This is a genomic window from Sporosarcina sp., from assembly GCF_029257255.1.
Lineage (GTDB): Bacteria > Bacillota > Bacilli > Bacillales_A > Planococcaceae > Sporosarcina.
The window spans coordinates 1-23,935 of the sequence record NZ_JARICI010000059.1; the positions used below are offsets into that span (position 1 = coordinate 1).

The window sequence follows — 23,935 nt, forward strand, 5'->3', positions numbered from 1 at the left end:
TTTGCACCATTAGGTGCATCTCAAGTATAAAGGAGGGTGGTCCTGTGCATGGCAGAGGTGGAACAAAATCTTGTCATTGGTGGGCCAGAAACATGGCAAAGGTGGGACAATGCAGTGGCTATATTCACGACACGTACCCCTTTACAAAAGAGGGCTTTTCTTTTGATGAAGGGGTAGTGTAGGCGACCGATTTATTTTCAATATAATTCTTTTTAATTTCTTACTTTCCTTAAATAGGATAAAATGATACTCTATATATAGTAACGAAAAAAATAAACATACAACATATAGTATTTAACTTGCTATTACATATATAAATAAGTTATCATAAGAACAAGAACAAACGTTCTAGCATATTTACTTGAATAAAAAATCATGCTCTCCATAATCCATTTTATTACCACATAACATATACATGTACCCTTTCACAAATGTGGGTTTTGCTTTTGATGAAGTGGTAGTGTAGGCACCAATACTAGTTAATCTTGTGTTACCTCTATTTCGATCCCTTGTTTCAGAAAGCTCAAATTTAAAAACATTCGTTCGGTAGTGTATAGTAAACAAATAGTGAAGAAAGTGGGGTTTTTGGTATGACTATTTCTACAACATTAAGCCAAATTAGAAGTCTCGAACAAGATATTTTATCCTTAAGCACTAAAGTAAGCAAAGAAAAAGAGAAGGAAGCAAAGGCTTTAGATAAAATAGCCAAATCTACAAAGAAAATGTCTTCAGCAAAAACTACTACTTCATTTAATTCTGCTAACAGAGAATATCAAACTGCTAATAAAGATTTAGAAAAAGCACGTAATGAACAGGCTAAATTAGCCAAACAATTAGCCACTAAAAATACAAACCTCGTTAGTAAACAAAAAAATTTAAAAGCTGCACAATCGAAACAAAGAATTGCACAACAAAAGGAATTAGATGATATCCATCAGCAATTACTCTCTCAATCACAAACAAATATAAATGTTTTAACTAAGGAAACTCTAACCATGAAAATTAATAAAGAATTTGATGTTTTCATTTCACATGCCTCAGAAGACAAAAAAGATTTTGTAGAGCCACTAACATTGGCTTTAAAAGAAGCTGGAATAAATATTTGGTATGATTCTGATCAAATGGGTTGGGGCAATAGTATTCGTCAAAGTATCGATAAAGGATTAATCCACTCACGTTTTTGTATAGTCGTGCTTTCACCAGATTTCATTCAAAAGTATTGGACAAACTATGAATTAAACGGTATTTTCCAAAAGGCTTCTGACTCCGATGATAATATACTGCTTCCAATCTGGCATCGCGTAACACAATCCGAAATAAAAAGTTATAACTTATCAATAGCTGACACACTCGCAATGAATTCTGGGATTCACGAAATTAATCAAATTGTAGAAGCACTAACAAATTTAATACATGCCAACAAGGAAACTATTGGTGATTAGTCAGCTTCAATTTACGAATGATATTCTTACATAAATAAATATTTCAGCGAGGAATTTATGGAAAAATTAATGGAAATACTTAAAACTAAAGATTTTTGGAGAAATTCATGGATTATTCCAGGCGCACTCTATGGTATCGCAGCTACTATACTTACATTTATTGACTTAGATGAAACTTCCATGAAAAAAACTAGTATTTTTATGAGCTTAATAATTCTTACAATCCTTTGGTATGTTTATACTTTATATAGAAGCTACAAATTAAAGGAGCTATCGCTTGATATTGACGGATCTGAGATAGTAATAAAGAAAGGGGATATTTTTGAATATCCTCGAAACGTCTATAAAGTAATTGCCTTTAATGAGTTTTTTGATAGTTGTGTAGATGACGAAATAATATCTAGTACTTCATTGAATGGACAATATTTACTGAAGTTTTACCCGAATTCTGCAAAAATTACTGAGCTTAACAATAAGATAGAGCATGATCCCCGTCTACAATATAAAATTTCCGAAAAAAATGTCGAACGACCTTTAGGAGGAAAGCCTACTCGCTATCAACTTGGCTCTATCTATAAAGATTTAGATTTCTTTCTAGTTGCTTTCTCAAAGTTCGACAATAATAATAAAGCCGGACTAAAACTACATGAGTATGCTAATTGCCTCATTAACTTTTGGAATGAAGTGAATACGCTATACGCTCAACAGGAAGTAGCTGTTCCACTATTAGGTTCAGGAATCACAAGACATAAGGACTTTGAAGCTAATCCTCACCAATTATTAGAGGTTATGCTCTGGACATTCAAAATCAGTAAAGTAAAATTTCGTGAGCCTGCCAAAATTACAATTGTCCTTCATGAATCACACTATAAAAAAATTATTTTTTATAAATTAAAGGAGTTTGAAAAAAATGGCATATAGAAACGGTGTTTATGTAGCCTTTGATGGGCAAGGAACTACAAATCCAACAAAATCTGATATTAGATATTATAATTTACTTAATTCTTGGGTAAGCGGAGAACATTTTAGTTATATAGACAGCCATCAAAAGACACGTTCAGTAAGAGATTCTAGTAAGGAGGAAACTTTGAAAAGAGTGTTACGTGAAAGATTAAGCGATTCGAAAGTTATGCTTTTAATTCTATCAGATGAAACAAATTACGATCGTGGTTTTTTAAATTATGAAATAGAACAGTCCCTTGATCGCTATAAGCTACCTCTTATAATAGCCTACCCGGACACAAATACCCCTATTGAGAATCAATGGGCTAAGTTAGAAAAACGTTGGCCAAGAGCATTAAAAGCACGTCTAGCTGATTCAAATGTAGACGACAGTCTTTCCGTTTTACATGTTAATTTTACTAAAGAAAATATTATTTCTGCCCTTTCACATATGTCAGTTCATAATAAAGTACACATCGGAAAAAAACTAGTCCTTCAATAACTTCATTATCATTTTAAAGAATAGCCATTCTGAATTGGCCCAGATATGCTATTCTTTTCATCTAAAAGAGATCCCAAATGCTCGATTTCCTTGTTTATTTCTCCCATTCGATACATCTAATATTTCTTCAGCTTTTCCAGATCCTCGCACTTGTCCAATTCTTCCCTTCTCCCTCTCCAAAACCGGCTTAAACACTTGCAACTCTTTTTTCCCGTAAACATAAGCACCCACCATATGATTTTCAGATTCCGCGACACGAAGAAACGAAGACTTTGCCTCCTTTACATCCTGATAATCCACAATCGGACGGTTCGTCGCTTTATGATACAGCTCTATAACCGGCTCCGGTCCTTGCACTTCTCGAAGGGCAAATTGCTCGGAAAAGCTCTTATACATGTTTGCTGCAGCAGGATGTTGATCTATGACGTTGAGCAAAATGATTTCCTTCCCTTTCAACATCTTTCCAGTAATCGCTTCGCCCCTCTCATCCCTTAATTGCTTCACTTGGTGATCATATTTTGCAATTTCAAATCCGTTGTACCTGGCATCAAATACTTCAACAGCTGTGACTGGTCCTTTAACATATCGGAAAGCAGGCAATGTCTTGGCCAACTGGTCCACATGAACGGCTGCTTGCGTCTGCATTGGATTTTGAACGACTTGCTGCAGCTGCTCGTACAATTGGGGATGTAGGACAATGTCAACCGTGGCTAACGTCTTTTCAAGTGTCGCCTGAATATCTGTCAATGCTTGTCTCATTAGTTCCGTATCTTTCGCCCATGTTGCAATATATCCTAATGAAAAGTGACTCGTATCAAAGCCTAAGTAAGCCATCGTAGCGCATGCGACAGATTCTGCCTGTGCCTCTTTATGCGCACGGCTTGCCTCTGTATAATGCCCACCACGGCCATGCAGCTGGGCATGGGCAAACTCATGAATGAGCGTGCTTAACTTCGCAACAGGATTTCTCTCTGTTGCATTAACGACAATTTCATTTGTTGAAGGTACATAATAGCCACGACCTCTTTCCTGAATCGAATACGCCTTTTCTGCCACAGGCAACTGTTTATATTGGGTTAAATAGTCTTTCATATTCTCATATAAGACTGTCGCATCTTCATCCGTTTGAATACCTTCATTCACAAAATCTCTCGTTACTTTTAATGGCTTGCCTTCCGTTTGCGCAATATCAAAAACCGTTACCCATTTATAACGCACCAATACATTATCCATTTTCGGTTTCCCATCTTCGTATATAGGCTGATTGGTCACTGGATCCAAAACGGGGCGTTGTTCAAAAATGGGCGCACGAATTTGGATTCCTTTCTCCCCTTTCTGCACAAAGCGTTGATGCTTTTTCCACGCTTGAAATCCTGCGACATACGTTGCTTTCGGATCTTGCATAAAAACTAAAATTTGATTGTCAATCGAATACTGGCGCATACTCGCCATGAAATACAAGTAGCGTTTGAAATCATCTTGGTTCGCAAATTGGGTCAATTGTTCTTCTAATCTAGCTGTTAACTCTTTTGTCCGTGCTTCATATTTATTCGGCTGCAGGGGCATTACAACTCACCTCGCTTTTGAAATAACGGAACATAGCGCTGTTCATCTTCAAACGGAACCTCTAAATACGCGACGATATCGTAATGCAATAAATCAGGAACTTCTACAACTGTTAATAGGTCGCGCTTCTCCCGATAAATTGGCTTATCACTGAATTCCACTTCTTCACGTCGATACATAATTTTAACTCCTCCCCTATTAACAAAAGTAGAAATTTCTACTTTTGTTAAGTATACTTAAAATCACTTAACCAATTTTATAGTCGATCCCTCTACCCGCTTTCCCTCCTCATCCAATTCATACAACGTCACATTGTCCTTCGATTCCTTTTCAATCTCATATTGATAAGAAAGTTCCTGTTTCCCTTCTTTTGTTGTATAAAGGTTCAATGTATTGTCCTCTACTGTCCATTCAAAAGAATTATTGAACACACCCATTTCTATGAGCACGGTGTCATTATCATTGAACGTAACGGTCCCTCCACCACCGGCTGATTCTGTCCCAGTCCACTTGCCAATCAAATCACTTTTACTATCACCACATGCTGCTAATAATAAGAGCACGAGTACCGCAAGCAATGGAAATCGAGCTTTTTTCATCACTTCAACCTCCCATCTATTTTAGAAGCCTCATCATTGAAACCCGTGTAGCTGACTTACCAAGAGATATACCACCTTTTGCTCCTCCACTGGAATACCACATGGAGCGCAATACACTCGGTCCACGGATAATCAATACACCACAACCGATTATGAGCATGAAATCATACCAGCTATTGAAATTAGCAAGTAATTGAACGAGCGCAGCCATTAAGAGCACTTGTGTCACGATACTCACAATCTGGCTTAAAAATTCTCGCCACCACACTTCACTAAAATCATAATTTTCCGTAGCAATCGTTATCGCTGCAAAGACGCTAAAGACCTCCAGAATAATCAAATCCACATGGTAAACGCAAATTTTAAACGTGAATATGACAAATACGACAATTAAAAACAGAAGTAATAACGTCGCTGCCATAGTTCCTGTTCCAAATATATCAACGTCCATCGTTGAAGCGATGGAGTCCGTAATAATATCCGAAGAACTACCTGCAATTTCAACAAACATATATTCCATTAATGGATATAAAATTTCCTTCACGACGAAATATAAAATGACCGGCAATAAAAACACCATAGCACTCGCCTTAAGGGAACTCATAATAATTTCTGAAATGTTACCTTCGTGATTTGTTGCTTCATTGAGCATCGCATTGAGTATACGGAACAGCACAATTGCAACAAGCAGCACACCCCCGAAAACGGCAAATACACTGTACACATCTAAAAATAAGCCACTCAACGCTTCGTGATTGAATAACACTTCCGCTAAAAATTTAAACACGGCTGTTAACATATCATTCAACCAATCATCAATCATCTCCATCACTTTATCTTTTACAGAAAACAACTGGCAAACCTCCCTTTAGCGAAGCCGTATGCGCAGCTACTATTTTTTGAACTCCATTCCGCTGTTCAACTCTTCCAATGCGCTTTCAAACGTGACTTCTTGCTCGACCACTTCAAAACCGAAAAACTCTTGTTCAAGCGCCTCCTGCTCGGTCTGTCCCGTTTTTGCCTTTTCAGTCAGTTCCTTTTCAAACAGATTCTGTGCCTGCTCTAATTTCTGCAATTGCTCAGTAGATGGGGAAGAACAGTAATCCACATGCTTTACTTCGTACTGCTCCGTCATACCAGGGAACAACTGAAATTGAAAAGCTTTTTTCATTTTAATGGGAGGCTTATGCTGAAATAGAATAATGCCCGTATCAGCAGGCATTTGCATAATCTCTCCTGCAGTCATCAGATCACGCGCTGCAAAGCTTTCACTTTCACTCATACTGTTTGTTCGATTTTCCTTGCCATATTGTTTGGATTCCGATTCGGTATCGACTTTCACAGTCGTTTTATCAAGTAAATCTTTGAAATAAGTGGCTGTTGTTCGGTTCGCTGCATTCAAACAAATTTTGACGCCACAATTCCCTAAAATCGATTCGGCTTTTTTATCGCCGTAGCGATCCTGCAGCTGTGAAATCGTTTGGATAATCGTCGCAACACTAATGCCGTAACCTCGACACGTGGCTAGAAACTCCTCGTAATTATCGAATTTCCCCAGGTTCACAAACTCATCTAAAATGAAGTTCACATTTATTGGAAGCTTTGCATGATGATGTGACGCAAATTCATACAACTCATTGAACAGTTGGCTGAAAAACAAATTCACAAGACTTTGCCAGGACTGATCCATTAACGGAATGATGACATACAGCATGATTTTCTTATGGCCAATATCCGTCAAATGAAAATCGCTAAAACTCGTAAACTCTGCAACTTCGCTATCAATATAATCGGCAATTGTCGTCAAAAGGGAAACGATGATGCTCCCCTGCATTTCCTGCTTCGCTTTCTTGTAACCAAGTTCATAAGCACGTCTTGCCGGGTGCTTAAAATCTAACTGCAAGAACTGTTTATCTAACTCACTTTCGCCCTCTCCTTCTTCTGAACCGAACGTTTGGAGAAACTCAAGCAAGCCACGCATATTACGATGCTTTGGTTCTAACTCATGAATGGCATACAGGATCAATGCTTTCAATAAAGCACGTTGTGAGTAATACCAAACATCACGTTTGCCATCCTTATTCGCGCTATCAACCATTTTCGTCGCGACAGTCGTTGCCTGTGTCTCCTTGCGCACATAATCCAGTGGATTGTGGCGATCACTCGCTTCCATGTTCATGAAATTAATGACGTGGAGTTCATAACCCTGCGCTTTTTTAATCGCTGCCGTCTTTTCATACACCTCCGCCTTCGGGTCCGTAATGACGATGCTATTTTCCGTTTCATACAACACATTCGTAATAACAAAGGACTGCGTTTTATAGCTTCCCGGACCACCGACCACCATAATATTTCGATTCGGTTTCGATTCATTTGGCTGGATCAAGATTTTCTTATTGTACGTGCCTAAAATTGTCCCGTTCATTTTGGATCACGTCCTTCTAATGAATGAAAAAACGCCTCACGCACCTCTTGCTCCGACTTGGCGATAAAATTGCCGTCTAAAATCTCCTTTTCCTTCGCCCATCGAGCCGATCCATGATAGGCATTTTTCTCATGAATTGCCCACCCGTCCTTTTTAGTTTTCCGCTTTAATTGAATAAACGCACTATAGAACAAGTTGAGTACAGTTAAAATAATGAACAACGGATTCTGACTTGCAATATAGCCTTTGATTGTTTGAATTGGATGGAGAAAAACAGCTTGTATACTATCAAGCATGGCACTTGTCGTTAAATCAAGCTTCAATTCACTCACTAACAAAATTAAATCAATAAACAATACGATGACGATTTCAAATACAAGAAAGCCAATAAAAAACCAAAATAGCTTTTTCATACACCGTCCACCTCGGTCATATTGCCAATCACTTTGATGTCTCCAATCAGAAATTGACTATTGTCCTTTAACACCGATACTTCATATAATTGGCTGCCATGATTCACTAACGCATCATCTAAAAAGTAATTGGTCGTCGTGTACACTAAAAACGTATGGGGTGCAGATGGATTCATATAGACGTGCACGCTTTCCAGTTCGTTTTTCATGTCCACTGCAGGGGGTGCGAGTGAAGAAGCTCCTTTTAACTTATTCAACACGTCCACTTTGACCAAATTGGATAATTCATCGAAACGGCTGACGTACGATTCGTTGTCATAGTTCAAATACATATGAAACGCCTGTTCAACAAACTGCACTTCCTCCCCTGTGACTTGCAAGCCTGTCACAGTCGATAACTCATCTACTTTTCCTTTTAACGCTTGAATCTTTTGGTCCTTCTTCCCGATCGTATCTTGTAATGTTGACTTATCTCCTGATAAAACAAATACAGAACCCGCTAAAATGAACACAGCTATTAGAAGAATGCCAATGACAATTGCTTGCTTCATCCATCCTCACCTCCCACAAAATCAACAATGCGCCCGTAGCCATATAAATGCTCCTGCCAATATCGTTCATTTAAATTAGTAAATCCAATCCCACCACCATTTGCATCAAACATTTTGCCATCACCTACATACATCCCGATATGTGTTACCGGCCTGCCAGCTTCATACGTCCCTGTAAAAAAGATAAAGTCACCTGGTTGCAGTTCGTCCGCTGTGATTTTTTTCGATATATCGAATTGCTCTTGTGCTGTACGGGGGAGATTGACGCCAATTTCCCGAAAAGCCCAAACCATCAAGCCAGAACAATCAAAGGACGTTTTCGGATTCATGCCTCCAAATTGATACGGATAACCATCAAATTGCCTCATTGTTTCATAAACGACTTGGAAATCGGCTGAAGCATTCGCTACATCAATCACTTGTCCGTCACGCATCGTACCTACATAACGTTTCACATGTTCCACGTAAGCAGGATCCCCGTAACTCGCCCATCCGAGTTTTTTTGCTTCTTGCCGGGAAAATGTTTTGGCCAGTTCTTCTGAATGGACTCCACCATTTTGAGCAATGAAATCAATATAGCCCAATCCGTAATTGTAACTTTGAATGGCTGTATCCAAATCCACATCGCTTTTTTGCATCTTTTCTATCACATTATTAAAATGAGTCACCCCGACTTCAATGGAATACATCGGATCGGTAATCGTGTTTGGTGCTAATCCGACCGACTCACTCGATTGCATAATATCAAGGGAAGCTGAGCCTCCACTTTCCTGCATCATAATGGCAAGAACAAGCGCCGTATGTTCTTCTAAACCGTAGACAGAAAGGGCTGCTTGAACAGCGCCTTCATATTGCAACACTTCCGACGATAACTGACTTCCGACCGTATAGCTGTGGACGAGAAGATTGCTCCGAAAACAACAACACGACAACGAGCGCAAGTAAGAAAATAGGAATTAAAACCATCCACAACAGCTTTCGGCCATCTTTAGAAAACAGCAATCTCGCCAGTAAGAGTTTCATGGATTCAGCCCTCCTTTAACTCCTTTATTTTCGCCTCCAATTCTTCAATTTTCGTTTGTTGCACTTTCAATTGATCCGCCTGATTCGGGGAGTCTTCAGATTCGATCGTCGTCATTTTCTCCTTCGCTAAAGCGATTTCACTTTTTATTTGTGCCATTTCAATCGCACTTTGCAACGTCGCATCCTGTGTTTTATTCAACACTTCGCGGGCCCCTGCCATATCTCCATTTGCGATAAAGGTCTGACCCATCCGCTGTAATGTGTCCACATCTGAAATGAACGGTAAATCGGCTGTCATTTGTGCTACGTCATAACTGGCGATGGCTTTTTCGTGTGCAAGCTTTTGAGTAAGCGCTTCTTCCTTTGTTGTGAGCCGTAAATCAAGCAACTTTTTTTCGTCCTTATTTGCATACAGCTGCACAATCACTTGCTCTAACATCTTCGGTTCCGTGTCGAGTGCTAGTTGCCATTCTTCTTTGTCGAGCAATTTCTTCGAAACATCCTCCGGTGAATCGCCTAACACAAGAAACAATGGAACGGCTTCTTTATAATTTCCTTGCTCGAAAAATGCATCGGCTTGCTGCTTTTTCTCCTTTGCCCCATATGTTGATTCAAGCTGACTAAGCGCCAATTGTTGCTGAGCATTGGCATCGTGTTTGACATACCCAATCGCACCGAGTGCAATCACTGCCGTCAATACCACACCCAGTACCGATCGATTTTTCCACTTCTTCTTTTCTGACACTTGCTCTTTCACGTTGTGATAGGCGACAAAATCATAGGCCTCTGTAAGTAACGCCTGCATTTCCTCCATCGTTTTAGCCGATAAAATCGAACGGACCAGATCATTCGCTTTCTTTTCTAAGCGTTCAGGCTCTGTTAAACATTTCTCATATGGATAATTCGTTAAAATCATCAATATCAAAGCCTTATACCGTTGTAAGTGCGTATACTTTTCCTCTTTCGGCATCACACGGTTGGCACGATAGCCGTATCGTATCGTTGACATGGGATGGTAGAAGACCGTTGCCGGATGCAAACTGACGTGAAACGGATCCTTCGTCACAATCTCATCTAACAAGATGGCTTGCGCAATCGCGAGCTTCACAACGTACATTTCTTGTTTAATTGCTGCGACTGGCTTTAAATGCTCAGTAAAATGAAAAGTGAGCACAACATGTCCATCTGTTTCTTCAATATTGTGCAGCGAAAGAAAGGACGGAAGGTCATTCGACGACAAGTACGCTTTGATTTCTTCTAGCTTGTCATACGTAAACTCACTGCGACTCATGGTAAACTGCGCAAACTGCTCTGTTATTTTGATGCTACCGAAGGAAAAGTTATAAATTTTGGTTAGAATCATGTCAGCATCTCCTAACATTTTAAAGATTAGTTAACCTGGAACCCTTTTATTATAGTTGGTTAACTAGTTATCTTTAGTTTATAAATATTTATACCTATCAAATGTAGAAATTTCTACATTTGCGGAGTAGAAGTAATAACTATTGAATTTCTCCCATATTCCAAGCCTCTTGCTTTTCCAATTCGGTCATATGAATGCGTTCTTCGTAATTTGGGACGTCGCCCGCACTCACTTCATACACTTCTTCGTAACGAACAGGATCTTTTAAACGAAGTTCTTCCTCGGTCAATTCGATTCGCATAAAGGCTCGCTGCGTCCCGTGAATCATCAGCGCCTCCCCTTGCTTCCTTCTTTCTAACAGCTTTCTCTCCTTATCACTGAATGTCATTCGCAACTTATGGGTAATATCATCCACACCTTTATTGTCTAAACCGAAAAACACCTTCGTATAACTGTTGCCAATAATGGCTTCCCCAACATTTTGTCCGTTTGCCATTTGACCATCCAAGACGTCTTGGATTTGCTGGGTCCCGGCAATTGCACCCGCATTGTATTTTCGAAATCGTTTATATGCCTGGTAGAAAAAACTCGCCGCGTCAGGATTTTGTGTTAAAAAGTGAAACTCATCAACGAACAGCTTCACATTCTCCTCCGTGTTTTCCGTAATGTTGTCCCATAAATAACTAAACGTATTTAAATAGGCAGCCCCCTGTACGTCTGCTTCATTTTGTAGGGGCTTTAAATCAAAGGACAGAAGATCACTTTGTAAGTTAATATTCGTGTGTCCATTGAAAATCGTTTTACTGCCGTTGACGTAGCTTTCCAAAATATAATGGAAATCCTCAATACGACCGTAACGATCCGCATCTGTCTCTTTTAACTTCGAAAGTGCCTCATAGACATCTGACAAAATGGGATAGGACGTACTTGGGACGTCACGGAAACTGGGAAAGTCATGGACCCCGGCATCGCTATACACTTGCCGTAACGTTGCATCCAGCACGGCTTTTTCCACTTGAGTGATGTCTTGCTTCAACACTTGAAAGAAGCCGAGTAATCGCTGGATTTTATCCTTTAAAATCATTTCCATATCAGCCATTGTTTCATCTGCTACATGCTCGGAATACACTTCGAGCGGATTGATTTTTGTTGTTGAATTACTGCTTAGATGAACGACCGTGCCCCCTAAATGCTCGACGATACTCGTATATTCATTTTCAGGATCGATAATAAACACTTTCACGCCACGAGCAAAATAACGTAAAATCTTCTGCACCATATACGTCGTTTTCCCCACACCACTCGTCCCAATCACAACCATGTTTTGATTCAATGTGTTTTTACGGTCCAAATAATCAATCGCAATTAAACTCCCTGTGTCTTTATTAACGCCCTCTACATCACTGCGTGGGTTAATCGTTAAGATTTCCGCATCATCAAACGGAAACATACTGCTCGCTGCCTCCGTATTGGACTGCTTATACGTGTAATCACCAAGCAGATTCTCTAAAATCGGCATCGCACTCCAAAATGTCTGGTACATCGCCTTAAACGGAGTCATCGCTTTTAACTGCAATTTCGTCAACGTATTTTGAACAGAATCACTGAGTGCATTAAGTGCATCTAACGAATTGGCCTGCAAATAAATATAGGTGTACTGGTAAATATAAATCGATTCGTTTTCAAGAAATTTCATCAGCTGATGCTCGGCTGCCTCGACCTGTTTTTCAAGTTGGCGCTTTTTAAGGGGGTCAAATGTTTTCAACACTTCGGCCTGCTTATTTTTAATCGTTTTATTGTAATGATCAACCATCTTATTCGCATTCGATGACTCTAAAAATTGAACGATCGTGATGTTGCCCTTCTTACGCTTCAATTCAGAAAGCCAATTGCCATAACGGCTATTGGGATAATCAATAATGGCAATGACACGAATGAAGTTATCTCCTGATTCAATATGGTCGGCATATTCCTCCCATGAAAAAGGGTAAATCATATCCAGACCTGATCCATCCAATACCTCATCCAAACCCAATTCACGACTCACTTGCATCGGTTGCTTGCGTCTAAGCATCGCTTTCCCCTCCCTAATGGTTTGAAAAGTTGACCAAATGTTGCAAAACGTCCCGACATTCCTTCGCGGTCAATTGACGAGCCGTCATGTCGTAAGTGCTTAATGTATTTTCAAGCTGACGGATGAATAGCGTCACTTTCTCCTCCAGTTCAATCGACGTTTGCTCCAAGGACACAAGATGCTTTTTCGATATTTTTTCATGTAGCACGACAATGTGCCTTTTCGTCGTCATTTCCTGTGAGGAGGCGATAGTTGAAAACGTATCGACGTAGCTCGCAATGAGCGAAAGCTTTGCCTTGTTTTCCGGTTCCTCCTGCTGCACTTGTAAATAACGATGTTGCCAAAACAATACGTATTCACTAAAATCAACAGGCATCGTAATATCTAAATACTGCTGGATCTCTCCACTATTTTCACCGAGTGTAGACATCAAAAAAGCATTGAACTCGTCAAACACATCTTCCTGCTCGGTAACGGTCAATAAATCTAAATTAATACCGCCTGCTTGAATGAGTGCCACTAAATAACCTTGCTTCGTTACGAAAAAATCATTGTATTGCGCCTCAATTAACGACATCTCCTGCAGACTTTGTTTCCCGTTCCGAAGCATCCTTGGTTCATCTTCGAACACATAGGCTTCAATGGACGCTTTCTTTTTAGGAACACCAAATAATTTCTCCCACAAACACCTCACCACCTCATCTAAAGAAACGCTCCTTCTTCTTTTGCGTGTAAAAGAGCTTCTGTCTCTGTTTATAATTCGTTCGTAACTTCAAATAATCCTGAAACCGAATATTTTGTCGGTAGCGAATCGGGCGAGAGGAGAGAAATGCCAAAATCATAATGAGAACAATTAAAATCAGCATCAGCTTGAAGAGCATTAGCCACACATTATGAGGGGGTAGCGAAAGAACGATGAATCCAATCACTGTCGGAGGCAATAAATAAATAGCAAGCTCCCTTAATGTGATCCCAAGAAATACGCCATACCCCGACTCGACGTTTTCCGGAAAAACGAACTTCTTTCCTTTCTGTTCATTCATACAGTTACACACCTTTCAAAAGTAGAATTTTCTACTTTCGTTAAGTAGTCTTTTATTACTTCCACTTACGTGAATAAAGAATACACCCATGGTAATAGCCATATCACGGCGGCTGCCAACCCAACCAGCGCACAAACACGACCGACACTTTTGAACACTTCATTTTTCTCGTGCGGATCATCTGCGGAAGGCATACGCTTGATGATAATAAATAAAGCTGCACAAATCCCGACTAAAACCACAAGCGCTGTCAAAATGCCTTTCACGACATTGGCTGCATTTGTGAGCTTAGCTTGGACTTGTCCAGCTGAGGCAAAAACGATTTCGGGTGTAACTGCTAAACAAACCACCAGAGCCAAAGCTGTGCCAAGTGCGAAGCGCATGTTTACGTGTTGTTTTGTCATACACAAACCTACTTTCACTATTCATTTATCTATCTGCTATTCCTCTCGTTTCATTTCTACGAATTGTTGGGGAACGTTTTCTTTTTGTTGTTGCATACTCGACAACTTCCTTTTCGCCTCTTGAACGGTTGAAAATCCTTCTGAAAGCTGTTCGAGATCCCCTTTCCTTACTCGACCGATAAAGATGGCTTTCTGTTTCTTCTCTCTCTGCTCGACTTCAAACAACTGCAACTTTTCCTCGTAACGCTTCACGGCTTGATCCAATTCCATATCGTATACACTCAAAAACCCCTCTAAAAAACTCGTTCCAGCAAAACTCACTTCCGCAAGCAAGCGACCACGCTTGCCTTGAAAAACTGTTCCATCTACTTGCTTCACCTGCTCAGCATCTTGAAAATTTCCTTGCTGCAGAAAGTGCTGACGCAATTTTAGCGGTTTTACCTCTATCTGCGTCTCTGTCTCTACTTCTCCCTAGATTTGTTCTTGACGAACATCTCCGCCGCGGACAAAACGTCCATCATGCTCAATCTATAGGTCGATTACTCCCCAACCATCGCTCTATCATTAGACGTATCACCTACTTTTACATAGTATACAATTGTGCTTAACTGTAAAAGTTGAATGTAGTCAAAATATTAACGTAATTTAATAAAATATATGTTCTTGTTATGATTGTAATTTAACTGTAATGACAGTTAATATGTCATTTGTTATAGGGCGAGAAAATGAATCACGAAAAGATGTAACTTCTAATATTTAAAAAGGGTCAACTTCTCAACAAAAATATTGAGAAACTGACCTTTATATATACTAAAACCGAAAACTTTTTGCCGAAGATTAGTGTTAAACTAACATATTCGTTTAATCAGTTAAATTATTGCGAGATTTTTCTTCTAACAATTTCGCAATACCCTGTACATCTTCTTTACTTAATATACGAACTTGACCATTGTATTTTTCCTTTTGGATTCTTCCTAAACTTTTGTCAGGATAAAGCCATAAAAGTATTGTCTCAGAGTTACCATTTTGATAGGAAAGTACAATTTTAAAGTTTTCACCTTCAGAAGTTATTTCACCAAAAGGAACTGATGAATCCTTTATTGCTTTTAAAAATATTTCTATCTCTTTTTCTTTTTCAAAAACAACTTTCCTTTTCTTTGGCTGTTCCTCGTCCTCGGTTAAGACTGCGGAACCGTATCCAGTTACCGATATCTTTTCGATGCTATCTGACACATTAATTACTTCTTCTTCCATGTCACCTCCTCCATCTTTAATGACATTTTCTTCTGAACAAGCAGCTAAAACCATTATCATCCCAATCAACATAATTGAACTTTTCTTTTTCATTCTATCCCTCCCTCAGATTGTTAGACTATTAAAAATTAAATAAGTTACATATTTTTTCTGAAAATCCTTCTTCCTCTAAAAGAACAAACCTCCCCTTAAGTATGCGCTACCTCGAGTAATCGTTGTCTATAAGACTGTCTCAATACTTTTAAAAATTCATCATTGGATTGTTTCTAGCTCATGTGACCGATTCTGGGACTCCTCATGGCTGCTTACTTCTATGATTCTGGTTTTTGGAATCTAATTTCGTTCCAGGAACCTTCTTCTAAAGAATTCCGACAGAACATCTTTCGGCTTGCATCATTCACTTCATCCTACAGTCCATTCTAAAACAGTGAAAATACTCGTCAAACCAAAATAAAAAAGGGTAGCGATAACCACCCTTTTAAAAAATCATTCATATAAATTTTTTACAATGGCTTTATGTTGTTCCTTTTCTATACAGTCACAAGGCTTTAATCTGTAATCACTCTTACATTTAACATTGACTGTAATTTACTAATGTTTACAAAACTTGATGTCAAAGAATTTCCAGAAGTATGATGCCCTACGATACGTGCTGCATTATAAACAGGCGCACCGCTATCCCCACCAGCGGATTCATAATTTGATCGTGCTCTATATACTATTACATCATCAACTCTAACTGCTGCATGAGGATCTGTTACTGTGCCTCGAGTATTAAAAGTTGATTTACCTGATTTCCGAACAGCTATACCAATCGACGGCTCCAATGTGCCAACAATTGTTACATCTTGGTGGTTGTTTTGAAAAATATACTTTGTAGGGTTTTTTCCAGATTTAGGTGTAATCAGCGCCACATCAAGAGTGCCTCCCGGCTCATCGGTTGAGTAATTAACAACTCCTATGCTTTTACCGCCTTGGTAGACGTTCTGATTTAAACTCGCACAATGACCGGCTGTTACGAAATTATTTTCACCCGTTGATAATCTTCTTACTGAATAACTGAATGTACAAGTTCCAGCAGGATCTGTATTACTTCCAATAGCCAATCCCCCTTCCATATAATTCACGGGGTCTGTGCGACCATGTTTAATTTCTTCAGGAGACTCTTCTATATAAATGTCCTCGCCGTATAATTCTTTAATAGTAGAAATAATTTCTGGATTTATTTTTTCAACATCTATGCCAATAGTATTTTTCTCATAATGTACATAAACACTAGTTATCCCTAATAGTGATAACTTATCATCTTGCACAATTATTTCTTGCCGATCTCTTAACTCCTGCTCAGAAAATTTCACATAAGATATATTAATCTTTTCTTTTATAGGTGTAGAGCTTATGATCTCATCTACAATTTCGTCTGTTTTCCCGTTGCCTTTCCAATCTTCCTTAATATTTATATGAACCATTCCTTGATTTCGAGTATCTATATACACAGATGCAAAATCACTATACTTCATTTCGTCAGTTCCAATAATTTCTTTAACTTCCTCCAAATAGTCGGTCATAGAATCAATTTCTTGCACAATCTCCCACTCTGAAAGTGTTAATCTAATATCATGGTCACTATAAACTTTTAAAGCAAGATTATTCTGATCCAAAGCTCTGAAAATAGCTTTATCCGACATGTCTAAACCATGAATGTCCCTAAAAGATTTTTGGTCCAAATATTCTTCCTTCGTAACTGCGAATGGTAAATTAGGAATCTCATTAGCCTTTACTTCTCCACTTAAAGTTCCACAAAACAAAACTACAGTAAAAGAAAGTAATAATAACAACTTTAATTTTTTCAATGTCCTTCCCCCTCCTATTATTGGTATTATAATCTCGCTAATTGATGAATCTGTTGGAATCTTATAGTAATGAGTAGAAATTCATTACCTGACTTATTCTGATAGCAGCCAATCAAAGATATCCGTTCTCACTGTTTGTTTCTACCTACAGAGCTATTTAATAAGCTAACAGTTGTATTTTCCCGGTTGAAATACCGCCACCAATATTTTGTCGGAATTTTCACCCTCCTTTAAAGAGAATATTACCTCTATCTACAATTTTTTACAAGCTTTTACTTATTACAGGTAACTTTCTATACTTGCAATTAATTATAAACTTCTAATCACTAGCGTCGCATGAATATGTTCAAAACATTCCGTTTATATTTTTCTGCTCCCCAAGGAAAAAAACGAAGACAGCTGAACAGAGACAATCAACATCCATTTTTTCACTATACCTTCTGACTACTGTGACAAAAATGGATTGTCCGCGTTACAGCACGCTTTTACCTTCAATCTTTCGGATCCAAATATGCGCGGACTTCCATATAGATGCCTTTAGATAACGGCTGATCTGCAAGTATGTCCGCTCACTTTTTGTCCGTAACTGCGCCAACACATTCAAGCAGTAGACGACCATCGCCAGATACACTTGGTTGCGCACGCCCTGTTCGCTCTGAGCGTAGAGTTTCTTGATGTTCAAATGTTGTTTCATCCATTTGAAGAACAGTTCAATGGCCCAGCGAGACTTGTACAGTTCTGCGATTTCATCCGCAGACAAATCGAAACGATTCGTTACCAGTTTCAGTTGGTTGCCTTTGGAATCCAGTACTTTTAACAGCCGGAACGCATTTTCCGACCGATTTTGCGTGGTGCCGATCACAACCATTTCATCCGACAATACCACGGTGTCTTCCGGCAATTCGAAGTGTTCGAGCGGCCGTACGACTGCGTTTTTCCGCAGTCGAGAGACGAAGAAATAGCCCTCATCTGTCATCAGGTCAAACTGTTCGTAATCCAAATAGCCTCGGTCGAACACATACAGGCATTCCTTATCATCCACCAGTACTTCCGTTCGTATCCTGATCAGACGTTAGTCAAGACCGCCTGATCAGGATACGAACAACCATTTTCCATAAACATAAGACATAGATGAAGCTTGATACCGGACTTCATTTTTCGGAATTCCGCCCATCGGTGGTTATTCAAATTCAAGGGCAGTGTGCTAGCGATGATTTTCAGCGGTATTGATCGCTCACGGCGTGTCTGGAAGTCGGTAATGTCATGAATCTGTGAGACTAGATCAAGAAAAATGGTTTGGAAAAATTCCGTCGGCACTTGGCGTAGACGCCTACCCAGCTGTGAGAAACTAATGGAGTCCAAGTTCGTGGCTTCCTGCAGTTCTTCGGAAAAGACACTGTCACTGACGGCGCGTAAACTTTCCGTTTCGTGAAGCTCTGCGTACAAAAGCAAGTTCATAAACGAAGCCATATGCAGCTTCTTGGTATAGTGATCAAGGCAATGAAGCTGGACCTGTTCCGCGAATAATTCATTGAAAATCGGTTCTGCCCATTGCTCAAATGCTGTTTTTCGTGTAATCTCATCCATGAGTGAGTCCTTTATTTTGGATTTGAATGGATTACTGCCTCCAACCCATTATAAAGGATTTTTTTGTGGAAAAGATTAATTAAAGAGTATTCGGAATTCAATAACAAGAGATAGTATTTTAATGCGACGCTAGTGACTTCTAATATAAAAATAAAATAGTTGAAAGTACTATCTGTTCCTTTCTAATTCTCATCATTAAAATAAACCTCGTGCTCATTCACGGATGTCTTCATCACGGACTCAAATATATCCAGCGATGATCTTTTTCGGAGAATGGTTCACAATTTAGAAAGAATAGTAAGGTCTTTAGTTTTCTTATAGTAAAAATACCCAAACACTTTGGGTAACTTATGCGTGTTGATAAATTCCCATCCAAGTAAAACTCACACTTTCTTTTTTTCCTTTCTGGATGCATACATCGTGCACTCCTTAACCATCTCGATATGCAGCTTCACTAATGCACAGACCAGTAAATATTCCCAACTTAAACAACAAAACATTTTGCTCTACATTCTTAGGTGAACACAACTGAAGCACTTCGATAAATTTTGAAATATCTCCAATGTTATGGATTGGTTGTACTTTTTCCGTGTTTTCTATGTCTCTTTCTAAGGTAATGTTTCATTAAAATGAAACATTACCACTCTCATCTGCATTCCTACAGATTTATTCCACTTTTCATTGGCCCATCCGCTTGCATTTACATTTTTCGCTTCCTGGACAGCTGCTATGCTTTTCTTTGCCTCCTATGTAGTTTCTGCCACTTTCCGAGATCGAGCAATCGTGCATGATACAGTCCGTAGATATTATACAGATTTACAACCTTTGACGGTTTTTCTTTAAGCTTAGGAACCGTTCTCGGCTTGATCTCAAGGGGGAACGCTTAGTAATTCTTATAGCGATAAAAAAATTTTTCCATTTTTTTATTGCATAGTGCCAACGAGCTCAAATACCTGAGCAACATCCATTGCTTTTGATTCTGACCCAATCGTTCTAATTTCGAATAAAAGTCTCTTTTTAAGCACTTGCCGAAAGACTTTGACAATATGGACTCAAAATAGTGACAGAGATGTATCATTTCTTCCTTTTATTTATCCCCTTCTGTTGTTTCATTTGTTTCTGTTGCACCTTCAATTTTTCAAATTCCTCATATTCCAACTCATCCAATATCCGTTCGATTGCTTTTCCTTTAAAGAACTGCTCAAATAACGTTTGGGAACTGTAGATGTTTATTTGTTTGCCACCGAACGTGTCATTGTAAAAAACAGTTCCTTGATCTGTTGGCACTTCTACAGCTGCTAAAAAAGTATTCGCTTTCTTTTCGGACAATATGTCTTCCGCAACACAATCACTCAACAGAAAAGCCTGGTAACGAGGATGTGCCAAATCTTTCAATAACACTGGATCCATTCCTTTCTGTACCTGTAGCAACTCTTGTGCGGACACCTGCTCTCCTCGTAAAACAGCTAGATCATATGCTCGTTTCACTCGTACATAATCAGGCACAGCTACTAATTGCTCTTTCTTATATTTCTTCGGTGGCTCACTTGGAAAATTGGCCAATCGTTCTTTTGTGAAAGCTTCTCCGTAATAATCCATTGCCGTCATCAGCCACTCACGCTCAACTAATGATTTATCCGATAGATCTAAACTTGGCATTCTTAAATGAATACGCTCGTCATAATAAGATCCAAATAAACGCAATGCCAGTTGCAATCTTTTGATTTCCTTCAACATACTTTCAAAGTTCTCTTTTTCAGCAGGAGATAGACGATCCGTAGATGCTTTCTGTTGAAGCGATACCCCCTGCTGTTGCATAAAGGTTGCCGCTCGCGTTTGTACAGCTTGTAAACGCTCCTGTGCGTCTACAACAGTCGTAATCGGTTGTTTTAAAATCGACTGGACACGTTCTACCACTTCTTCCTCACGCGCCTGCAGCAATGTTTCCTTAATTTTCAACTCATTTAACGTGCGATCCAAGCGAGCCGTTTCATTGATTAGCGCTCGCTTCTCATAAGACGTCCACTGATTCGTTTCTAGCGTTGGATAATACTTCACAGTCAATCGCTCTGCCTCACGATTGAAAAGCTCCTCAGCACGCTGGAAAGCATTCTTCTGCGCCTGATATCCTTTATAACTTGACTCATTGAATAACCCGAGGTCTACTTGGACCTGCAGCTTAACATCCCATAAATAAAGCATCCTTCTTTTATCAGCCAATGACTCTGGTTTCACATACATTTTTAACACTTTGGACAGCTGGCCAAGTTCCTTTTTTTCCGCTGGAGATAATGCCTGTAAAATCAGCTGATGATTTTCTAAATTCGTCAATTTCTCATCCACCTCTAGCAGAGAAACGACTTTTTCATTACGTGCTTGCACTTGCCGATTTATTTCCACCCGATCAGATGAACGCCCCTCCTGTTCCATTTTACGAGCTACGTACCCTTCATGAATCATCGGCTCTTGTTCTAGACCTAAAGCTGCATGGGACTTCTCTGTAATTTCCACAGCTACACCGGCAAGTGATAAATGCTGATTTGCATAGAGTGCCCATGCCTGACGCCACTCCTGTATTTTCTCCCTTTTATTCCAGTCATTCATATCAATTTTCCGAGATTTCTTCGCACCGCTCGCAGTATATAAAGAATCTCCATCTTCATCTAAAATATATTCTTTTTTCGACTTGGCTCCCCAGCTGCCATCTTCTAAAAACGGACGCATAGTTAACATCACATGCGCATGAGGATTCTGATCATCATCTCGATGAATTGCGATATCTGCTACCATCCCCTCATCGACAAATACTTTTTGTACAAAGTGTTTTAACAACTCCTTTTGCTGTTGGCCCGATAATTCAATAGGAAGTGCCACTGTAAACTCACGAGCTAGTTGCGCGTTCTTTGCCTTTTCAATCTTTTCAACTTCATTCCATAAACGTTTCCGATCTATACACCAATCTGGCGCATGGGTTGGTTTTAATATCATCGTATCTGGCATGACCTGACGATGCTCATAGTAATTCTCTTTGTCATAGCGTTCACTATATAATTTATCACCACTACGATATGCTGCGCTGGCAACTGCTGACTGCCCTTTACCTCTAGAAATCACTTGCATGCTAAAATGATATATTGCCATGGAGTACTCCCTCACTTTACATGAGCGCAAGCTAATTTTTCACGTGCTAACGTGACCAATCTTTTAGCACGACACCATTTGGAAGCAAAGCGGACAACATGGTGTATAAGTGCGCCCTTAGTTTTCATTTATTTTACCATAGTTGTCTTATTATTTGAATTGTTTTATCCTTTATGTTCTACTATTCTATAATTCCAATCCAACAGTGAGGAGTGTTAGACATGAATGAAATACGTAAAAAAATCGAGAAAATTGAAGAAATAAAAGAACAGATTCGCCATGAAAAAGAGAAGATGAATGCACAAATCGGTCGTCAATTATTAGCCAAGTTAAATATTCAGTATGAAGATCTATCAAAAGAGAAAGTCGATGAATTAATTGAAACACTTTCTACTCTTCATCATGAATATCAAACACCTGTAAAAACCAATGACTAACGAACAACTCAAAAAACTTATGGCCGAAAAAAATAAGTTGGAACTTGAACTCAATCGTCTACAATACACCAAGAACAAACAGCAGCACACCACCTTGTTAATTCAAAAAGGGAAGCTGCTTAATCATTATCTTGATGCAGATCATTTATCCATCGAACAAACAGAGGAAATGCTTCAACTGTTTAGCCAATTTATCAGAGCTAAACGTCCTGAACGCTTCAATAAAATTACTTAGAGACAGTTGACTGATCCTATGCAAAGTTACCGATAATAATTGTGTTAATTCTGCCCGCGTAGTATTCGAATACTGTTCAATAGTTTCCTGTAAATGCCAAGACTTATCCTCTGTCTTTTGCTTTCTCGAAGTCGATATAGACAGCTCAACGATTCCCTTCTTGTATATATCCCCTTACCACTTGGGCTATCGCCAATTGGGTGAAGCAGTCTGTCCCAGTAAAGATGTACAAAAGACGCACATCTCAGGTTTTTTTGAGAGCCCCCTTCCTCCCCCAAAAAAAAGCTTGAGGAATTAACCCCAAACTTTTTAAGTATAATAAAACGTAAAGCCTAGCAAATGATATTGTTTGCCCATTCAGATTGAAGCATTAGTTTTAATTATATAATACTATCCCCTTAGAAAGGTTAACACTAGGCGCACCATTTCCCTGTACGAGTTGAATAGTAATTTCTTTAATTATTATATCCAATTTCACCTTTACTTACTTTAGCCAATTCGCCACTTTCACTTACTAATTTAAATTTATATGATTTTCCACGTGGCAAGTAATCCACGTCAAGCGAATGCCATATACTACCATACTTTGGGAATACAGCCTTACCCTGATATGTATTAGCACTATCATAGACATATATGGCTAGACCGGTTGTTCTATTCAATCTTTCAATACTAATGTACAATGGATTTTTATACGTTTTTCCACTTCTGACCCAAACAAAATTTGAAAAAGATGCAGAACCAAAATCCTCAAAATATTTAGGATACAAATTTGATAACATATTATTTGAGCTTACTGATTCTGAAGCCAAAAACCTTTCAAACACTAATTTTGTTTTCTCTAAATATTCCTCTTGGGTATAAGGTTTAATCTCACGATCCAATTCATCATAATACTTGGGCATTTCATTAATTTCATTTGCTTTTGAAGGGCTTGGATTAAAAACAAACAATGCTAATATAAATACGATAACTAAAGTAAAAACGTTTTTTTTCACTTTTACATCTCCCTTATATCTTTTTTAACATATTTATTATACTATAGATTTCCATGTAAATCTATCCAATTATGGTTTTTCGA

At 38.9% G+C, this 23,935-nt stretch carries 24 protein-coding genes and 1 pseudogene; 5 read left to right on the forward strand and 20 right to left on the reverse strand.

The window, feature by feature from the left end; genetic code table 11:
- The first annotated feature begins 590 nt into the window (after positions 1-590).
- Genes Q1J64_RS12315 through Q1J64_RS12325 form a run of 3 tightly spaced genes read left to right on the forward strand, consistent with a single transcriptional unit; the run spans position 591 to position 2,886 of the window.
- A complete protein-coding gene (locus Q1J64_RS12315; RefSeq protein ID WP_301109378.1) occupies positions 591-1,442 on the forward strand; it encodes a TIR domain-containing protein in 852 nt (283 codons plus the stop codon).
- 57 nt (positions 1,443-1,499) lie between these two features.
- Positions 1,500-2,363, forward strand: coding sequence for a macro domain-containing protein (locus Q1J64_RS12320; protein ID WP_301109379.1), 864 nt, complete (start codon positions 1,500-1,502; stop codon positions 2,361-2,363).
- Positions 2,353-2,886 (forward strand): TIR domain-containing protein, encoded by a 534-nt coding sequence (locus tag Q1J64_RS12325; RefSeq protein ID WP_301109380.1) that lies wholly within the window; start codon positions 2,353-2,355, stop codon positions 2,884-2,886. Before Q1J64_RS12320 ends, Q1J64_RS12325 begins: the two co-directional genes overlap by 11 nt.
- Before the next feature lie 57 nt (positions 2,887-2,943).
- On the opposite strand, the gene Q1J64_RS12330 is transcribed toward Q1J64_RS12325, so the two are convergent.
- From Q1J64_RS12330 to mobQ, 19 genes and pseudogenes are all read right to left on the reverse strand, one after another.
- On the reverse strand, positions 2,944-4,452 hold the full coding sequence (locus Q1J64_RS12330) for an ArdC family protein (RefSeq protein ID WP_301109381.1): 1,509 nt from the start codon (positions 4,450-4,452) through the stop codon (positions 2,944-2,946).
- The gene (locus Q1J64_RS12335; RefSeq protein ID WP_301109382.1) at positions 4,452-4,631 is read right to left on the reverse strand and encodes a hypothetical protein; all 180 of its coding nucleotides are present in this window, start codon (positions 4,629-4,631) and stop codon (positions 4,452-4,454) included. Before Q1J64_RS12335 ends, Q1J64_RS12330 begins: the two co-directional genes overlap by 1 nt.
- 63 nt (positions 4,632-4,694) lie before the next feature.
- The gene (locus Q1J64_RS12340) at positions 4,695-5,051 is read right to left on the reverse strand and encodes a hypothetical protein (RefSeq protein WP_301109383.1); all 357 of its coding nucleotides are present in this window, start codon (positions 5,049-5,051) and stop codon (positions 4,695-4,697) included.
- Between the two features lie 16 nt (positions 5,052-5,067).
- Positions 5,068-5,904 carry a conjugal transfer protein TrbL family protein gene (locus Q1J64_RS12345; RefSeq protein ID WP_301109384.1) on the reverse strand — a complete coding sequence of 279 codons (837 nt, stop codon included), beginning with the start codon at positions 5,902-5,904 and terminating at the stop codon, positions 5,068-5,070.
- Positions 5,905-5,943: 39 nt separating this feature from the next.
- The gene (locus tag Q1J64_RS12350; protein ID WP_301109385.1) at positions 5,944-7,476 is read right to left on the reverse strand and encodes a VirD4-like conjugal transfer protein, CD1115 family; all 1,533 of its coding nucleotides are present in this window, start codon (positions 7,474-7,476) and stop codon (positions 5,944-5,946) included.
- Positions 7,473-7,889 carry a hypothetical protein gene (locus tag Q1J64_RS12355; RefSeq protein ID WP_301109386.1) on the reverse strand — a complete coding sequence of 139 codons (417 nt, stop codon included), beginning with the start codon at positions 7,887-7,889 and terminating at the stop codon, positions 7,473-7,475. Before Q1J64_RS12355 ends, Q1J64_RS12350 begins: the two co-directional genes overlap by 4 nt.
- On the reverse strand, positions 7,886-8,440 hold the full coding sequence (locus tag Q1J64_RS12360) for a hypothetical protein (RefSeq protein ID WP_301109387.1): 555 nt from the start codon (positions 8,438-8,440) through the stop codon (positions 7,886-7,888). Before Q1J64_RS12360 ends, Q1J64_RS12355 begins: the two co-directional genes overlap by 4 nt.
- Entirely contained in the window at positions 8,437-9,300 is an 864-nt protein-coding gene (locus tag Q1J64_RS12365; RefSeq protein ID WP_301109388.1) for a bifunctional lytic transglycosylase/C40 family peptidase, read from the reverse strand. The genes Q1J64_RS12360 and Q1J64_RS12365 overlap by 4 nt, the downstream gene beginning before the upstream one ends.
- The gene (locus Q1J64_RS12370; RefSeq protein ID WP_301109389.1) at positions 9,287-9,463 is read right to left on the reverse strand and encodes a hypothetical protein; all 177 of its coding nucleotides are present in this window, start codon (positions 9,461-9,463) and stop codon (positions 9,287-9,289) included. Before Q1J64_RS12370 ends, Q1J64_RS12365 begins: the two co-directional genes overlap by 14 nt.
- Before the next feature lie 4 nt (positions 9,464-9,467).
- A complete protein-coding gene (locus Q1J64_RS12375) occupies positions 9,468-10,826 on the reverse strand; it encodes a type VII secretion protein EssB/YukC (protein ID WP_301109390.1) in 1,359 nt (452 codons plus the stop codon).
- Positions 10,827-10,965: 139 nt separating this feature from the next.
- Positions 10,966-12,900, reverse strand: a complete 1,935-nt coding sequence (locus tag Q1J64_RS12380; protein ID WP_301109391.1) for a VirB4 family type IV secretion system protein — start codon at positions 12,898-12,900, stop codon at positions 10,966-10,968.
- 13 nt (positions 12,901-12,913) lie between these two features.
- Positions 12,914-13,585, reverse strand: coding sequence for a TrsD/TraD family conjugative transfer protein (trsD, locus tag Q1J64_RS12385; protein ID WP_301109392.1), 672 nt, complete (start codon positions 13,583-13,585; stop codon positions 12,914-12,916).
- Positions 13,586-13,598: 13 nt separating this feature from the next.
- A complete protein-coding gene (locus tag Q1J64_RS12390) occupies positions 13,599-13,943 on the reverse strand; it encodes a hypothetical protein (protein ID WP_301109393.1) in 345 nt (114 codons plus the stop codon).
- A gap of 65 nt (positions 13,944-14,008) precedes the next feature.
- Positions 14,009-14,347 carry a CagC family type IV secretion system protein gene (locus Q1J64_RS12395; protein ID WP_301109394.1) on the reverse strand — a complete coding sequence of 113 codons (339 nt, stop codon included), beginning with the start codon at positions 14,345-14,347 and terminating at the stop codon, positions 14,009-14,011.
- Positions 14,348-14,383: 36 nt separating this feature from the next.
- Positions 14,384-14,725: a hypothetical protein gene (locus tag Q1J64_RS12400; RefSeq protein ID WP_301109395.1), complete on the reverse strand. Its 342-nt coding sequence runs from the start codon at positions 14,723-14,725 to the stop codon at positions 14,384-14,386.
- Positions 14,726-15,208: 483 nt separating this feature from the next.
- Positions 15,209-15,694, reverse strand: a complete 486-nt coding sequence (locus tag Q1J64_RS12405; protein ID WP_301109396.1) for a hypothetical protein — start codon at positions 15,692-15,694, stop codon at positions 15,209-15,211.
- 455 nt (positions 15,695-16,149) lie between these two features.
- On the reverse strand, positions 16,150-17,454 hold the full coding sequence (locus Q1J64_RS12410) for a S1 family peptidase (protein ID WP_301109397.1): 1,305 nt from the start codon (positions 17,452-17,454) through the stop codon (positions 16,150-16,152).
- Positions 17,455-17,926: 472 nt separating this feature from the next.
- Positions 17,927-19,041 (reverse strand): annotated as a pseudogene (locus tag Q1J64_RS12415) (IS4 family transposase).
- A gap of 1,074 nt (positions 19,042-20,115) precedes the next feature.
- Complete coding sequence (gene mobQ, locus Q1J64_RS12420; protein WP_301109398.1) at positions 20,116-22,182, reverse strand: MobQ family relaxase; 2,067 nt, start codon at positions 22,180-22,182, stop codon at positions 20,116-20,118.
- A 221-nt stretch (positions 22,183-22,403) separates the two neighbouring features.
- Between mobQ and Q1J64_RS12425 the strand changes: the two genes are divergently transcribed.
- Positions 22,404-22,619, forward strand: coding sequence for a hypothetical protein (locus tag Q1J64_RS12425; protein WP_301109399.1), 216 nt, complete (start codon positions 22,404-22,406; stop codon positions 22,617-22,619).
- Positions 22,612-22,854 carry a hypothetical protein gene (locus Q1J64_RS12430; protein WP_301109400.1) on the forward strand — a complete coding sequence of 81 codons (243 nt, stop codon included), beginning with the start codon at positions 22,612-22,614 and terminating at the stop codon, positions 22,852-22,854. Before Q1J64_RS12425 ends, Q1J64_RS12430 begins: the two co-directional genes overlap by 8 nt.
- Before the next feature lie 455 nt (positions 22,855-23,309).
- Here Q1J64_RS12430 and Q1J64_RS12435 read toward each other — a convergent pair whose 3' ends face one another.
- Complete coding sequence (locus Q1J64_RS12435) at positions 23,310-23,852, reverse strand: hypothetical protein (RefSeq protein ID WP_301109401.1); 543 nt, start codon at positions 23,850-23,852, stop codon at positions 23,310-23,312.
- Positions 23,853-23,935: the final 83 nt, after the last annotated feature.

Bases quoted from the DNA above. Each gene is read 5' to 3' on its own strand.
- Q1J64_RS12355 (WP_301109386.1), bottom strand. From the start codon at position 7,889: ATGAAAAAGCTATTTTGGTTTTTTATTGGCTTTCTTGTATTTGAAATC.
- Q1J64_RS12325 (WP_301109380.1), top strand. From the start codon at position 2,353: ATGGCATATAGAAACGGTGTTTATGTAGCCTTTGATGGGCAAGGAACT.
- Q1J64_RS12320 (WP_301109379.1), top strand. From the start codon at position 1,500: ATGGAAAAATTAATGGAAATACTTAAAACTAAAGATTTTTGGAGAAAT.
- Q1J64_RS12390 (WP_301109393.1), bottom strand. From the start codon at position 13,943: ATGAATGAACAGAAAGGAAAGAAGTTCGTTTTTCCGGAAAACGTCGAG.
- Q1J64_RS12425 (WP_301109399.1), top strand. From the start codon at position 22,404: ATGAATGAAATACGTAAAAAAATCGAGAAAATTGAAGAAATAAAAGAA.
- Q1J64_RS12315 (WP_301109378.1), top strand. From the start codon at position 591: ATGACTATTTCTACAACATTAAGCCAAATTAGAAGTCTCGAACAAGAT.
- Q1J64_RS12335 (WP_301109382.1), bottom strand. From the start codon at position 4,631: ATGTATCGACGTGAAGAAGTGGAATTCAGTGATAAGCCAATTTATCGG.
- Q1J64_RS12340 (WP_301109383.1), bottom strand. From the start codon at position 5,051: ATGAAAAAAGCTCGATTTCCATTGCTTGCGGTACTCGTGCTCTTATTA.
- Q1J64_RS12405 (WP_301109396.1), bottom strand. From the start codon at position 15,694: ATGAAAAAGAAAAGTTCAATTATGTTGATTGGGATGATAATGGTTTTA.
- Q1J64_RS12360 (WP_301109387.1), bottom strand. From the start codon at position 8,440: ATGAAGCAAGCAATTGTCATTGGCATTCTTCTAATAGCTGTGTTCATT.
- mobQ (WP_301109398.1), bottom strand. From the start codon at position 22,182: ATGGCAATATATCATTTTAGCATGCAAGTGATTTCTAGAGGTAAAGGG.
- Q1J64_RS12430 (WP_301109400.1), top strand. From the start codon at position 22,612: ATGACTAACGAACAACTCAAAAAACTTATGGCCGAAAAAAATAAGTTG.
- Q1J64_RS12380 (WP_301109391.1), bottom strand. From the start codon at position 12,900: ATGCTTAGACGCAAGCAACCGATGCAAGTGAGTCGTGAATTGGGTTTG.
- Q1J64_RS12395 (WP_301109394.1), bottom strand. From the start codon at position 14,347: ATGACAAAACAACACGTAAACATGCGCTTCGCACTTGGCACAGCTTTG.
- Q1J64_RS12330 (WP_301109381.1), bottom strand. From the start codon at position 4,452: ATGCCCCTGCAGCCGAATAAATATGAAGCACGGACAAAAGAGTTAACA.
- Q1J64_RS12370 (WP_301109389.1), bottom strand. From the start codon at position 9,463: ATGAAACTCTTACTGGCGAGATTGCTGTTTTCTAAAGATGGCCGAAAG.
- Q1J64_RS12350 (WP_301109385.1), bottom strand. From the start codon at position 7,476: ATGAACGGGACAATTTTAGGCACGTACAATAAGAAAATCTTGATCCAG.
- Q1J64_RS12375 (WP_301109390.1), bottom strand. From the start codon at position 10,826: ATGATTCTAACCAAAATTTATAACTTTTCCTTCGGTAGCATCAAAATA.